A 14,056-nucleotide genomic window follows, 5' to 3' on the forward strand; every position below is an offset into this window, starting at 1 on the left:
TCAGAAGCTGGGCCGCGGCGGCCTGAGACGTGTGCGGAGGGCGCCGGGCCCCGCCCAGGAGGTCGTGGCGGAGGAGGGCGCTCTCCGGGCGCGGGGGGGGGCGGGCGCCCCCCCCGCCGGGGGGGGGGGCGCCCCCCACCCGTGGGGGGTGGGGCTGGTGGGGGGCTAGCGGGCGTTCGCCTTGGCCAGGGCCTTGTCCAGCGCCTGCGCGAAGCCGTTCGCCCACAGCTGGTTGACCCGCGACCGCTCGGCCGCGTTCGGGTTCGCGTTGGTGCAGGAGGGACCGGGGCCGCCGCCCGACATCAGCTCGCTGCACGGACCGGAGTAGTGGTCGGGCAGGCCGAGGACATGCCCGGTCTCGTGCGCGGTGATGCGGATCGGGTTGTACTGGTCGCTCTGTGCGTAGTCCAGGAAGACGTACCCGCTGCCGTGGCCGTCCGTCGAGGCGTACGAACCGCGCGAGTCGTTGCCCTCGCGGTAGGTGAAGTCGGCACTCGACGCCGAGCCCGACTGGAGCTTCACGTTCGCCACCGCGCCGTTCCATATCGCGGTGCTACGGGCTATCTCGGAGCTGAAGGAGGGCGCGCGGGAGGCGTTGTAGATCACGGTGACGGCCGCGGCGCTGCTCGGGTTCGCGGCGCGCTTCTCGGCGACGGACTTGATGACCGCCGCGAAGAACGCCTGGTTGGCCTTGCTCTCCTCGGCGGAGCCCGCGTAGCCGGCGTAACCGGGGAGAGCGGAGTGTCCGGCGTGGACGGCGTCCTGCGCGGGGACGGGAGCCGCCACGGCGGGGACCGTGCCGAACCCGGCGGCCGCGAGGCCCAGACCGAGCGTGGTCGCGAGCACGGCCTTGGACCTGGACAGGGGAAGTCTCACGATGACTCCTTGTGTGGGGGGTGAAGTCGTCACCGTGAGTTTCGGTGCCTGTGCGGCGGCTGTGATGATGGCAAGTGGCGATAGGCCAGGACTATCGGACCGAGGAGGACCGTCCAACTCGCCCGTTCCTCATGGGGTTTGTGCGTCTGGTGCAACCCCTGCTTCCGACTTAGGCTCCGCAGGCATGGAGCTTGAGGTCAGGCACCTCCGCGCGCTGTGCGCCATCGCCGACACCGGCAGCCTGCACCGCGCCGCGCGCCTGCTCGGCGTCGCCCAGCCCTCGTTGAGCACCCAGTTGCGCAGGATCGAACAGGAGCTGGGCGGCGAGCTGTTCATCCGCGAACGGACCGGCTGCCGCCCCACTCCGCTCGGCCGGATCGTGCTCGGGCGGGCCCGCCCGCTGGTGGCCGAAATGCGGTCCCTGGTCGCCGAGGCACGGGCCGCCGCCACGGACGGGCTCCAGCCGCGTATCGGCTCCACCGCGAGCCGCGCCCTGGCCGGCTGGCTGCGCCGGCTGCGCGAACACCGCCAGGAACCGCTCCTCCAGATGGACGTGTCCGCGAACTCCCTGCTCAACCTCGTCGCCGAGGGACGGCTCGACGTCGCCTTCGTGCACGAGGTGGAGGGCTGCCCCCTGCGCATCCCGGACGGCCTGCGGCTGCGCGTCCTGGTCGAGCGCGAGCCCCAGTTCGTCTCCCTGCCCAACGACCACCCGGCCGCCGCGCGTCCCGTGGTCCACCTCTCCGAGCTGGCCCAGGACCGCTGGATGGTGGACCCCACCGTCGACGGCGAGTGGGACGCCGTGCACCGGATGCTGCGCTCCGCCGGGCTCAACCCCCGCGTCCTCCACGGCGACTACCACACCGCCGCCTCCCTGGTCGCCACCGGCGAGGTCGTCACGGTCTGCCAGCCCACCCGCCAGTCCGGCCCCGAGACGGCGGTGCGCCCCCTGCACGGCGACCCGCTCGGCGTACGGCTGCTCCTCGCGGCCCGTACGGAGGCGGAACTGGACGGCGTCTACCCGGAACTGGCGGAGGCCTACGAGGAGACGGCACGGCAGGCGCCCGCGTACCGTGAGTGGCTGGAACACGGCGGTTCGGGAACCCCGGTCCCCGCACTCCCGTGAACGTCGGCCGGTCTCCGGCGGGCTTCCTGTGTGAGGATGTGGGCAACGGCAGCAGTCTGCGCACTTTACTCCCCCCATACGATTCCTTGACCTGGGCTTGGTGTCGTGGGGACGGGGGCGCGGGGGTGCGGTGGTCCGATGAACGTGCAGTGAACCCGTGGGATCCGCAGGGGTCTTGATAACGCTCTTGACACCGCTACCTGCCGGTACCCGACCCTGCCCAAGATCGCCGACAGCGGCCGCTAACCTTACGTGTCCGTCCTGGCCAGGGATTGACGGGCTTCAACTCATGCGAAGGGTTGCGCACATGGGCATTCTCACTCTCCTGCGGAACGCGTTCGGCCGCTCACGCCAGGGGCGTGACGCCGACGCGGAGACCTCGCGGGAAGCTTCGGCTCCCTCGGTTTCGGCCCCGGCGGCCGAACACGTTCCTTCGCAGGAGGCCGAACCGGCCTCCGCGCCGATCCCCTCCCAGGCGGCCGAACGGGCCCCCGCGGAGACCGAACCGAAGATCCCCGCACCTTCGTCCGAACCGAATCCGGCGCCGACGTCGTCGGTGGTCGACGAGCTGGTGTCGGCGGCGTTCGACAACGTCACGGTCCCCAAGCCCGCGGAGTCGACGGAGTCGGCGAAGCCGGAGGCGGAGACGCCCGCGGCTCCGGAGCCCGTGGCCGAGGCGGCCCCCACGCCCGAGGCGGAGGCAGAGGCGAAGGGCGAGGCGGAGACAGAGGCCGAGCCCGAGACTCAGGCCACGGCCGACGCCGACCCGGTGGCCGAGGCGGACCCCACGGCCGACACCGAGGGCGCGGCTGAGCCCGCCGCCGAGGCAGAGCCCGAGAGCGCACCGGAGGCCGAGCCCGAGAGCGCGGCCGTGACCGAGACGAAGCCGGAGCCGGAGGCCACCGCCGACACCGAGGCCGTGACCGAGACGAAGCCGGACGCCGTCGACGAGGCCGTGACCGAGACGAAGCCGGAGCCGGAGGCCACCGCCGACACCGAGGCCGTGACCGAGCCGGAGCCGGACGCCGTCGACGAGGCCGCGGTCACGCCGCAGGCCGGGGCGGAGCCCGTGGCCGAGGCCGACGCCGAGGTCATCGCCGAGGCCGAGCCCGAGAGCGCGGCTGTCCAGTCGGCGCCCGAGTCCCCGGTCGAGGCCGAGACCGAGCCGAAGGCCGAGGAGCCCGCGGCCGCCGACGGCGATCAGGCCGCACAGGGGCCACTCGCAGCCGACGACGAAAGCGTCACGGGTGGTGCGGGCGGGAAAACCGACCCGGCCGAAGGCGCAGCCGAGGCCGAACCCGCCACTGACGCCGCCGAGGCCGCGGCCGCGGTCGTCGCCGAGGCCGAGGCCGTGGTGGACGCGGTCGCGCCCGAGGCCGAGCCGGAGCCGGCTCTCGAAGCCGTCGCCGCGCAGGCCGAGGAGCCCGCGGCCGCCGACGGCGATGAGGCCGCACGGGGGCCACTCGCAGCCGAGTCCGAGCCCGCCACTGACGCCACCACCGCTGACGCCACCGCCGCCGTCCCCCTCGCCCACGTCCAGTCGACCGCCGCGACCCTCACCACCCCGTACCGGGAGGCCGCCGCCACCCTGGAGAAGCAGAACCTCACCGGCGCCCGCGCCAAGGTCTACCTCGTCCTGGACCGCTCCGCGTCGATGCGGGCGTACTACAAGGACGGCTCCGCCCAGGCCCTCGGTGAGCAGGCCCTCGCCCTCGCCGCGCACCTCGACCCCGAGGCCACGGTCCCGGTCGTCTTCTTCTCCACCGAGCTCGACGGCACCGGCGAGCTCACCCTCGCCGACCACGAGAACAAGGTCGACGAGCTCCACGGCACCCTCGGCCGCATGGGCCGTACCAGCTACCACGTCGCCGTGCAGGAAGTCCTCGCCCAGCACGAGAAGTCGCAGAACCCCGCGGCCCCCGCGCTGGTGATCTTCCAGACGGACGGCGCCCCGGACGCCAAGACCCCGGCCACCCAGGCGCTCACCGACGCGGCGCGGTCCCACCCCGCCGTCTTCTTCTCCTTCGTCGCCTTCGGCGAGCCCGAGAACAAGGCGTTCGACTACCTGCGCAAGCTGAAGACCGCCAACGCGTCCTTCTTCCACGCGGGCCCCACCCCCCGCGAACTGACGGACGCCGAGGTCTACGAGGGCGTCCTGGCGGGCTGGCGCCCGTAGGCACCACCGGCACCCCGCCGGAACCCCGGCGCGCACCACCGGAGGCCGCCCGCTTCCCTTCCCGTAAAACGGGAGGCGGGCGGCCTACCCATGTCGGCTACGATTTCAAGGTTCGTAAGACGACCGGCGACCTGAACCGAACCGCCGACCGTCACCCCACGTAGCGACTTGGGAGCAGCCCGCGATGGCTCGACACCTCATCACCAGCGCCCTTCCGTACATCAACGGGATCAAGCACCTGGGCAACATGGTGGGGTCCATGCTCCCGGCGGACGTGTACTCCCGCTACCTCCGCCAGCGCGGCCACGACGTGCTGTACATCTGCGCGACGGACGAGCACGGCACCCCGGCCGAACTGGCGGCGAAGGAGCGGGGCATCCCCGTCGACACGTTCTGCGCGCAGGCGCACGACGCCCAGAAGGCGGTCTACGACGGCTTCGAGCTGGCCTTCGACTACTTCGGCCGCAGCTCCAGCGAGCAGAACCGCGAGATCACCCAGCACTTCGCCCGCCGCCTGAACGAGAACGGCTTCATCGAGGAGCGCGCGATCCGTCAGGTGTACTCGCCGACGGACGGCCGCTTCCTCCCGGACCGCTATGTCGAGGGCACCTGCCCGCACTGCGGTTACGACAAGGCGCGCGGCGACCAGTGCGAGAACTGCACGCGCGTCCTGGACCCGACGGACCTGATCAACCCGCGTTCGGCGATCTCCGGCTCGACGGACCTGGAGGTCCGCGAGACGAAGCACCTCTTCCTGCTCCAGTCGAAGCTTCAGCACGAGGTCGAGGCGTGGGTCTCCCGGCACGAGGAGGAGTGGCCCCAGCTGGCCTCCTCCATCGCCCGCAAGTGGCTGACCGAGGGCCTGCACGACCGCGCGATCACCCGTGACCTCGACTGGGGCGTTCCGGTGCCCGCCGACACCTGGCCGGAACTGGCCGCCGAGGGCAAGGTCTTCTACGTCTGGTTCGACGCCCCGATCGAGTACATCGGCGCGACGAAGGAGTGGGCGGACGCGGCGCCCGCCGGCGAGACCCGCGACTGGAAGTCCTGGTGGTACGAGGCCGACGACACGGTCCGCTACACGGAGTTCATGGCGAAGGACAACGTCCCGTTCCACACGGTGATGTTCCCGGCCACCGAGCTCGGCGTCCGCGAGCCGTGGAAGAAGGTCGACTACGTCAAGGCCTTCAACTGGCTGACGTACTACGGCGGGAAGTTCTCCACGTCGCAGAAGCGCGGTGTCTTCACCGACCACGCGCTCGACATCCTGCCCGCGGACTACTGGCGCTACTTCCTCATCGCCAACGCCCCCGAGTCGGACGACTCGTCCTTCACCTGGGAGCACTTCACCGCCACGGTCAACAAGGACCTCGCCGACACCCTCGGCAACTTCGTCAACCGCGTGCTGTCCTTCTCCAAGAAGCGCTTCGGCGAGGAGGTCCCGGCGGGTGCGGCGGCCGGTGAGGCGGAGGCCCGGCTGGGCGAGGAGATCGCGGGCCTGCTGGCCGAGTACGAGACCCAGATGGAGGCCCTCCAGTTCCGCAAGGCCGCGGCGGCGCTGCGTGCCCTGTGGTCGGCGGGCAACTCCTACCTGGAGGAGAAGGCCCCCTGGCTGGAGATCAAGACCAACCCGGAGGGCGCGGCCCTGACCCTCCGCACGGCGATGAACCTCATCCACCTCTACTCGGTGGTCTCGGAGCCCTTCATCCCCGCCTCGGCCAAGGCGATGCGCTCCGCGTTCGCGCTGGCTGACGACACGGCGGCGTGGGTGTCCGCGGACGAGGCGAAGTCCCTGGACGCCGTGCCGGCGGGCACCCCGTTCACGGTCCCCCCCGTCCTCTTCGCCAAGATCACGGACGAGGACCTGGAGTCGTACAAGGAGCGCTTCGGCGGCGCCCCCGAGTAGGCACCGGATTCAGGCCAAGGGGCCCGGCACCACACGGTGGTGCCGGGCCCCTTGGGCACCGGGCGTCCGTGGGGTGGCCCTGACTTCTGGCATGACCTCGATCACCCGTATGGTTTCCGCCATGGCAGTCCCCGAGGTCATTCCGATCGCCTACGAACCGAAGCACCGCACCGAGACCATCGGCCGGTACGCGGACGGTCAGTTCCTGGCGTCGATCACGTACGCCTTCCCCGAAGGGTTCCGTCCCGACGACGGCTGGGAAGAGCACAAACGGCTCTACACCGTGCTGCACACCTTCGACTCCGAGGGCCGCTACCGCGACTCGGAGATCTGGTGCGCGGGCACGTGGGCCGAGCAGCAGAGCAACCCGCACGGTGACACCTCCGTGCTCTCGCGCGCCCGCGTCCACCTGGCCAAGCTGCTACGCAGCCTGCCCCGGCGCTCGTACACGGACATCGCGATCCGCCCGTTCCAACTCACCGTCGACGGGGTCCTGTTCGGCCTGCTGGCCGGGGTGGACGAGGGCGAACCCTGGGCCGAGCTCTACCCCGACCGCCTCGGCTTCGCGGAGCCGTGGGACGGCACGTACGACACCTGAGCGAACGGCCCGTACGATGCCGACCGTTGAGGCGCATGGGACTGTCATGTCACGTGCGACCACCGGGTGGTACGGGCTGGGGGGCTCAGATGTGGATACGGGTTCGGGTGCGGGGCAGCAAGTGGCTGCTGATCGGTGCGGTCCTGACGGGGTGGGGGCTCACGGCCTGCGCGGGCGGTGACGGCAGCGGGGGAACACCCGCTGCACCGAACTCCCCGGGCTCCACGGCGTCCGCGTCACCCGCTCGGCAACCGCCCCTCTCCGTAGCGGCGTTGAAGTCGGTCGCCCTCACCGGGGACGATGTGCCGGGCAGCCCTGGCATCTCGGCGGACGAGCGGACACCCGCCGACACCCAGAGCACTTTCCCGCCTGCCTCTGACGTCTCCTGCCAGAAGATGCTGGACGCTCTCGGCGCCCACGGCGCGTCGGCCGTCGTCGACCAGATCTTCAACTGGAAGGGCAGCATCTGGGCGGGCGGCGGCACCCTCGCCTCCTACCGGGACACCGGAGCCGAGCAGGCCTTCACCCAGGTCCGTACGTCCCTGACGACGTGCTCCGACTTCAAGGGCGTCGGCTACACGGGGAAGTTCACCGCGCACGTCGAACGCGAGAGACTTCCCCGCCTCGGCGACGAGTCGATCGCCCTGCGGATCACCACCCCGGTCGCACAGCCCGCCGGCCTCCGCAGCGGCAAGCGGGTCTCCGTCCGGAGCGAGGAGAACGTCCTCGTCCGCGTCGGCAACGTCACCGCGCACTTCACGATGCTGAACATGGACCACGACGACCACTTCCCCCTCCCCCTCATCCGCAAGGAACTCGCCCGCATCGCGGAGGCCCAGCGGTCCGGCACCGCCGTGGAGACGCCCGAACCGCGCTGATCCTCTGACCGAGAGGGCCCGGTCGGGCGGGCGTGGACGCCTGGTACGCGAAAGTGGCCCGGAACCGATGACGGTTCCGGGCCACTCCGCTGTGGCCGCCCCACTGCGGGGCCGGGCCTACCGCTCCATGGCGCCTACTTCGGCTGCGGCTTGCGCACCGAGAGGTGCAGTTCCCGCAGGCGGGTCTCGTCCAGCTCCGTCGGCGCGCCCATCATCAGGTCCTGCGCGTTGCCGTTCAGCGGGAACGCGATGGTCTCGCGGATGTTCGGCTCGTCCGCGAGGAGCATGACGATGCGGTCGACGCCCGGGGCGATACCGCCGTGCGGCGGGGCGCCGAAGCGGAAGGCGCGGAGCATGCCGGCGAACTGCTCCTCGACGGTCTCGCGGTCGTAGCCCGCGATCTCGAAGGCCTTGAGCATGATGTCGGGCTCGTGGTTCCGGATCGCACCGGAGGAGAGCTCGACGCCGTTGCAGACGATGTCGTACTGCCAGCCCAGGATGTCCAGCGGGTCCTGGGTCTCCAGGGCCTCCAGGCCGCCCTGGGGCATCGAGAACGGGTTGTGCGAGAAGTCGATCTTCCCGGTGTCCTCGTCCTTCTCGTACATCGGGAAGTCGACGATCCAGCAGAACCGGAAGACGTTCTCCTCGAAGTTGCCCGAGCGCTTCGCGGCCTCGACCCGCACCGCGCCCATGATCTTCGAGACCTCGTCGAACTCGCCCGCGCCGAAGAACACCGCGTGGCCGGGGGCCAGCGACAGTCGCTTCGTCAGCTCCGCCACGTTCTCCTCGGTCAGGAACTTGGCGATCGGGCCCGTCAGCGAGCCGTCCTCGCCCACCCGCACCCACGCCAGGCCCTTCGCGCCCTGCTCGACCGCGTAGTCACCGAGGCCGTCGAAGAACTTCCGCGACTGGCCGGAGACGTCCGGCACCGGCAGCGCGCGCACGTGCTTGCCGGCGAACGCCTTGAACTCCGAGCCCGCGAAGACATCGGTGATGTCGACGAGTTCCAGCTGGGCCCGCAGGTCCGGCTTGTCGGAGCCGTACTTCAGCATCGACTCACGGAACGGGATCCGCGGGAAGGGGGAGGTGACATGACGGTCACCGCCGAACTCCTCGAAGAGCTCCGTCATGAGCTTCTCGATCGGCTGGAAGACGTCCTCCTGCTCGACGAAGGACATCTCCACGTCGAGCTGGTAGAACTCGCCCGGCGAGCGGTCCGCACGCGCGTCCTCGTCGCGGAAGCACGGCGCGATCTGGAAGTAGCGGTCGAAGCCGGAGATCATCAGCAGCTGCTTGAACTGCTGGGGCGCCTGCGGCAGCGCGTAGAAACGGCCCGGGTTGAGGCGGGACGGCACGACGAAGTCGCGGGCGCCCTCCGGGGAGGTGGCGCTGAGGATCGGCGTCGCCATCTCGTTGAAGCCCAGCGCCGTCATCTTGTGACGGATCGCGGAGATCACGGCCGTACGCAGCAGGATGTTGCGGTGCATGCGCTCGCGGCGCAGGTCGAGGAAGCGGTACTCCAGGCGCCGCTCCTCGTTGACGCCGTCCTCGGCGTTGATGGTGAACGGGAGCGGAGCGGCCGCGCCGAGCAGCTCGACCTCGCTCACCTCGACCTCGATCTCGCCGGTGGGCAGGTCGGGGTTGACGTTCTCCGCGCCACGGGAGACGACCCTGCCGTCGACGCGGACCGTCGACTCCTTGGAGACCTTGTCGAGGGCCTCGTAGGCGGGGGTGCCGGGGCGGGCGACGAGCTGCGTGATGCCGTAGTGATCACGCAGATCGATGAAGAGGATGCCGCCCAGGTCTCGGCGATTGTGCAGCCAGCCGCTCAGCCGGACGTCGCTGTCGACGTCAGAGGCGCGGAGCTCGCCGCAGGTGTGGGACCTGTACCGATGCATCGTCGTTCATCCAGTCTTCGCGGATCGGGGTCTGTTTCACGTGAAACTTCCGGGCGCGGGCCCGGACGTCCCAAGGGTACCGGCCGCCCAAAGATCACCACTCCGAATACTCTCGGTGGCACCCACCGATCACCTCTTCATACAGTGGTTCAATGCGCACTGGTGAGCCCCTGCCCGCCGTGGGGGACGTCCTGGCCGCCCTCGCGACCGGCCTGTGGCGCTGGGACAACGCTCAAGGGCTGGTCACCCTCGACGCGGAGGCCGCCCGCCTCCTCGGTCTGCCCGCGGAGGCGGTGACGATCACCGAGGCCGCCGTGCGCGCCCGGTTCCACCCGGCCGACTGGAACGAGGTCGCCGGCGTCGTCCAGCTCGCCGTCGCCGAGCACACGCTCGCCGAGGTGCGGTTGCGGGTCATGGACGAGCACGGCAGGGTGCTGCGGACCGCACGCAGCCGCTCCAAGCCGACGGTCGACCCCGAGACCGGGGAGTTCCAGCTGTTCGGCACCCTCCAGGAGGTCACCGAGCCGTCCCCCGGCGCCGCCGCGCGCACCCCGGTCACCGGTGACTGGCGCCGCTCGCGCGAGGCGTTCCTGCTGGACGCGGGGCGGGCCCTGGCCGAGGCCCGGTCGACCGCGGAGGTGCTGCGAGTGGCGGCCGGCCTGTCGATGCCCGGGTTCTCGCCGGACGGGCTGGCCGTCTTCGGCGCCGAGGGCGACCGGCTCACCGTCGTCGGACACCACGGACAGCAGCCCGGGGACGAGGGCCCCTTCACCCATATGTCGCTGGCCACGGACTACCCGGCGGCGGAGGTGGTCCGCACCGGCCGGGCCGTCTACCTCTCCTCCCCCGAGGACTACAAGGAGCGTTACCCCGTCTCCTGGCCGCTGGCCCAGCACTTCGGCCGGGAGTCCTGGGCCTTTCTCCCGCTGACCGTCGCGGGCCGCACGATGGGCGCGTGGATGGCGGCCTTCATGTACCCCGTCCGCTTCACGCCCGACGAACGCTCGGTGCTGACGACCGTCGCCCGGATGCTCGCGCAGGCACTCTCCCGCGCCGGGGCCGCCGAGACGGAACGGGAGCTCACGGACGGTCTGCAGCGCTCGATGATGCCCACGCTGGGCCCGCGGATGCCGGGCATGGGCCTCGCCGCGCGGTACGTCCCCACCGGCGGCGGACTCCAGGTCGGCGGCGACTGGTACGACGTGATCCCGCTGCCGACCGGCCGCTTCGCGCTCGTCATCGGCGACGTCCAGGGCCACGACGTGCGCGCCGCCGGGCTGATGGGCCAGCTCCGCATCGCCCTGCGCGCGTACGCCTCCGAAGGCCACCGTCCGGACGCGGTCCTCTCCCGCGCCTCCCGGTTCCTGTACGGGGTCACGGACTCGGTGACGTACGGCTCCAGCGGGCAGAGCGACGGCAGGGCCCCGGACGTCCGCTTCGCGACCTGCCTCTACGTCGAGGTGGACCCGGCGACCGGGCTGCTGGACTTCGCCCGCGCGGGGCATCCGGACCCGGCGATCCGCATGGCCGACGGCACGGTGCTGATGCGTCCCACGGCGGGTGGACTCCCACTCGGCATCGATCCGGACGCCGACTATCCGACGACCCGGCTCGGCCTGGAGCCCGGCGAGACCATGCTGATCTGCACCGACGGACTGATCGAGACCGGCGGCCACGACCTCGACACCGGCTGGCGCCGCATCCGGCGGATCCTGGAGTCCCACGACGGCGACCTGGAGGAGCTCGCCGACGCGCTGGTCCAGGGCGTGCACGGACCCTCCTCGCACCACACCCCGGGCCCGCTGGCCGACCGGCGCGAGGACGACATCGCACTGGTGCTGCTGTCCCGGCAGGGCCTGGCCACGGACGACACGCCGGAGGCGGCGGCCCCGCCCACCACGCGCCGTACCGCGCTGACCGTGGCACAGAGCGCGCCCGAGCAGATCGCGGACGCCCGCCAGCAGGTGCGCGAGCTGCTGCACGACTGGGGCTCGGAGGACCAGCGCGACTCGGCGGTCCTTCTCGTCTCCGAGATCCTGACCAACGTCCTCGTGCACACCGACGACGACGCGCTGCTGGTCGCCGAGGTGACCGGCGAGCCGGGCGAGCGCCGGATCCGGGTGGAGGTCACGGACGCGAGCGACGACCTGCCGCACCGCCGCCGGCCCGGTGAACTGGCGTCCTCCGGGCGGGGACTGGTGCTCGTCGGCGTCCTCGCGGAGGCCTGGGGCGTGGATCCGCGCGGCGAGGGCAAGACCACCTGGTTCGAGTTCTACGAGTCGTCCACGACCAAGCCCGACGAGTAGCGCTCGCGCAGCTCCGAGATCACCCCGAAGGCGGCCGCCGTCAGCGGCACGGAGAACAGCATCCCCAGGATTCCCGCGACGGACGCGCCCGCCGTGATCGCCAGCAGCACGACCGCCGGGTGCATCTGCACGGTGCGGCTCTGGATCACCGGCTGCAGCACGTGTCCTTCCAGCACCTGCACGGCGAGGACGACCCCGAGCGCCCACAGCGCGATCACCAGCCCCCGGTCGGCGAGCGCGACCAGCACCGCCACCGCGCCGGAGATGAACGCGCCCAGATAGGGGATGTAGGCACCCACGAAGACGAGCGCCCCGAGCCCGACCGCACCCGGGACGCGCAGGACGAGCAGCCCGACGGTGATGCACACGGCGTCGATCAGGGCGATGAGTGTGGTCCCGCGCATGAAGCCCTCGACGGCTCCGAAGGCACGGCGGGCCATGGCTTCCAGCGTGTCGGCGGTGCCGTGGGGCGCGAGTGAGCGCAGCAGGCCGACGGCGCGGTGGGAGTCGCGGAGGAAGAAGAAGACGAGCAGCAGGGCCAGCACGGCCACGGCGATGCTCTCGCCGACCAGGCTGACCCCGCTGATGACGTTGGACGCGGCCGCCCCGCCGAACTTGGTCAGCAGTTCCCTGGAGTGCGAGGTGAGGTCGTCGAGGGAGGTGCCCGGCGCGCCGAAGTGCTCGGCGACCGACCGCGCGGCCTGTTTGAGCGAGGCCAGGATCTGGTCCCCGGTGTCGATGAGCGCGGCGACGACGATGTAGACGGCGCCGCCGACCACCACGACCACCGCGACACAGGTGAGCCCCGCGGCCAGCGACCGCCGCACCCGCATGTCCACCAGCCGCCGGTACAGCGGCCGCAGCAGCGCGGTGCCCAGCAACGCGAGCAGTACCGGTACGACCGCCGTCCGCAGCTCCCCGCACAGCCGGATCCCGACCCACGCCACACCGGCGACGAGCAGGATCACGACACACCAGGCCGCCAGCCGCCGGACGCCCTCGGAGAGTAGCTGCACCCCTCCACCCGACCACGCGAAGGGCGGGCCGTCCTCTCAGGACGGCCCGCCCGGGTGACGCGGTGTCAGACGCGCGCGCCCGCGCCGGTGCCCGGCGTCGGGACCGTACGGCGCCCGGGCGTCACGACGCCCGGGCCGTACGGCCTCAGATGCCGCGCTCGGACATTCCGTGCACCGCCGGGATGGTGCCCAGACGGCCCTTCTGGAAGTCCTCGACGGCCTGCTGCAGCTCCTCGCGGGTGTTCATCACGAAGGGGCCGTAGTGGGCCATGGGCTCACGGATCGGCTGTCCGCCGAGGAGGACGACCTCCAGGTCCGGGGTGTTCGCGTCCTGCTTCTCGTCCGCGCGGACGGTCAGCGAGCCGCCCGCGCCGAAGACCGCGGTCTGGCCCGTGTGGACCGGACGGCGTTCCGTGCCGACGCTGCCGCGTCCGGCGAGGACGTAGGCGAGACCGTTGAAGTCCTCGCGCCAGGGGAGCGTGATCTCGGCGCCGGGCGCCACGGTCGCGTGGACCATGGTGATCGGCGTGTGCGTGACACCGGGACCCTCGTGGCCGTCGAGCTCACCGGCGATGACCCGCAGCAGCGCGCCGCCGTCGGGGGTGCTCAGCAGCTGCACCGAGCGCCCGCGGATGTCCTGGTACCTCGGGGCCATCATCTTGTCCTTGGCCGGGAGGTTCACCCACAGCTGGAGGCCGTGGAAGAGGCCGCCGGACATGACCAGCGACTCCGGCGGGGCCTCGATGTGCAGGAGGCCGGCGCCGGCGGTCATCCACTGGGTGTCCCCGTTGGTGATGGTGCCGCCGCCACCGTTCGAGTCCTGGTGGTCGAAGATCCCGTCGATGATGTAGGTCACGGTCTCGAAGCCGCGGTGCGGGTGCCAGGGGGTGCCCTTGGGCTCTCCCGGCGCGTACTCCACCTCACCCATCTGGTCCATCATGATGAACGGGTCGAGGTGGCGGTAGTTGATCCCGGCGAACGCGCGACGGACCGGGAATCCCTCGCCCTCGAAGCCGCTGGGCGCGGTCGTCACGGTGAGCACGGGACGGGCCACGGCGTCGGCCGGCGCCACCACACGGGGAAGGGTGAGCGGGTTCTCGACGGTCACTGCAGGCATGTCGGTACCTCCTTGTGCTTCGAGTTTAGTTGATTGTTGAACTTTCTGCCACCCGTAACGGCGGGGGGGCCCCCGGGGGGTACGACCCGCCCGCCCCGGGGGGGGGGGGGCGGGCCGGGGAGACGGTCGAAAAACACAAAAACCAAGACACACACAAAA

10 protein-coding genes are annotated in these 14,056 nt (G+C 71.3%); 6 read left to right on the forward strand and 4 right to left on the reverse strand.

Annotated features, from left to right (window positions below; genetic code table 11):
• Positions 1-165 precede the first annotated feature (165 nt).
• Complete coding sequence (snpA, locus tag ACFV2J_RS35690; protein ID WP_385089875.1) at positions 166-876, reverse strand: snapalysin; 711 nt, start codon at positions 874-876, stop codon at positions 166-168.
• Between the two features lie 184 nt (positions 877-1,060).
• Here snpA and ACFV2J_RS35695 point away from each other — a divergent pair, with 184 nt between their 5' ends.
• The 5 genes from ACFV2J_RS35695 (at position 1,061) to ACFV2J_RS35715 (ending at position 7,560) form a co-directional block, all read left to right on the forward strand.
• Complete coding sequence (locus ACFV2J_RS35695) at positions 1,061-2,002, forward strand: LysR substrate-binding domain-containing protein (RefSeq protein ID WP_385089878.1); 942 nt, start codon at positions 1,061-1,063, stop codon at positions 2,000-2,002.
• A 307-nt stretch (positions 2,003-2,309) separates the two neighbouring features.
• Complete coding sequence (locus tag ACFV2J_RS35700) at positions 2,310-4,178, forward strand: VWA domain-containing protein (protein ID WP_385442610.1); 1,869 nt, start codon at positions 2,310-2,312, stop codon at positions 4,176-4,178.
• Positions 4,179-4,362: 184 nt separating this feature from the next.
• A complete protein-coding gene (gene metG, locus ACFV2J_RS35705; protein ID WP_385089884.1) occupies positions 4,363-6,084 on the forward strand; it encodes a methionine--tRNA ligase in 1,722 nt (573 codons plus the stop codon).
• A 121-nt stretch (positions 6,085-6,205) separates the two neighbouring features.
• The gene (locus ACFV2J_RS35710) at positions 6,206-6,682 is read left to right on the forward strand and encodes a hypothetical protein (RefSeq protein ID WP_385088219.1); all 477 of its coding nucleotides are present in this window, start codon (positions 6,206-6,208) and stop codon (positions 6,680-6,682) included.
• 89 nt (positions 6,683-6,771) lie between these two features.
• Positions 6,772-7,560, forward strand: a complete 789-nt coding sequence (locus ACFV2J_RS35715; protein WP_385442615.1) for a hypothetical protein — start codon at positions 6,772-6,774, stop codon at positions 7,558-7,560.
• Between the two features lie 134 nt (positions 7,561-7,694).
• Here the strand turns inward: ACFV2J_RS35715 and aspS are convergent, their stop codons facing one another.
• Positions 7,695-9,458 (reverse strand): aspartate--tRNA ligase, encoded by a 1,764-nt coding sequence (aspS, locus tag ACFV2J_RS35720; protein ID WP_385088222.1) that lies wholly within the window; start codon positions 9,456-9,458, stop codon positions 7,695-7,697.
• 152 nt (positions 9,459-9,610) lie between these two features.
• Between aspS and ACFV2J_RS35725 the strand changes: the two genes are divergently transcribed.
• A complete protein-coding gene (locus tag ACFV2J_RS35725; protein WP_385442619.1) occupies positions 9,611-11,764 on the forward strand; it encodes a SpoIIE family protein phosphatase in 2,154 nt (717 codons plus the stop codon).
• On the opposite strand, the gene ACFV2J_RS35730 is transcribed toward ACFV2J_RS35725, so the two are convergent.
• Together ACFV2J_RS35730 and ACFV2J_RS35735 are read right to left on the reverse strand one after the other, a co-directional pair.
• Positions 11,731-12,780, reverse strand: a complete 1,050-nt coding sequence (locus ACFV2J_RS35730) for an AI-2E family transporter (RefSeq protein ID WP_385088226.1) — start codon at positions 12,778-12,780, stop codon at positions 11,731-11,733. The genes ACFV2J_RS35725 and ACFV2J_RS35730 overlap by 34 nt on opposite strands.
• 145 nt (positions 12,781-12,925) lie before the next feature.
• Positions 12,926-13,897: a pirin family protein gene (locus tag ACFV2J_RS35735; protein WP_385088228.1), complete on the reverse strand. Its 972-nt coding sequence runs from the start codon at positions 13,895-13,897 to the stop codon at positions 12,926-12,928.
• Positions 13,898-14,056: the final 159 nt, after the last annotated feature.

This window comes from Streptomyces sp. NPDC059668 (genome assembly GCF_042734135.1).
Lineage (GTDB): Bacteria > Actinomycetota > Actinomycetes > Streptomycetales > Streptomycetaceae > Streptomyces.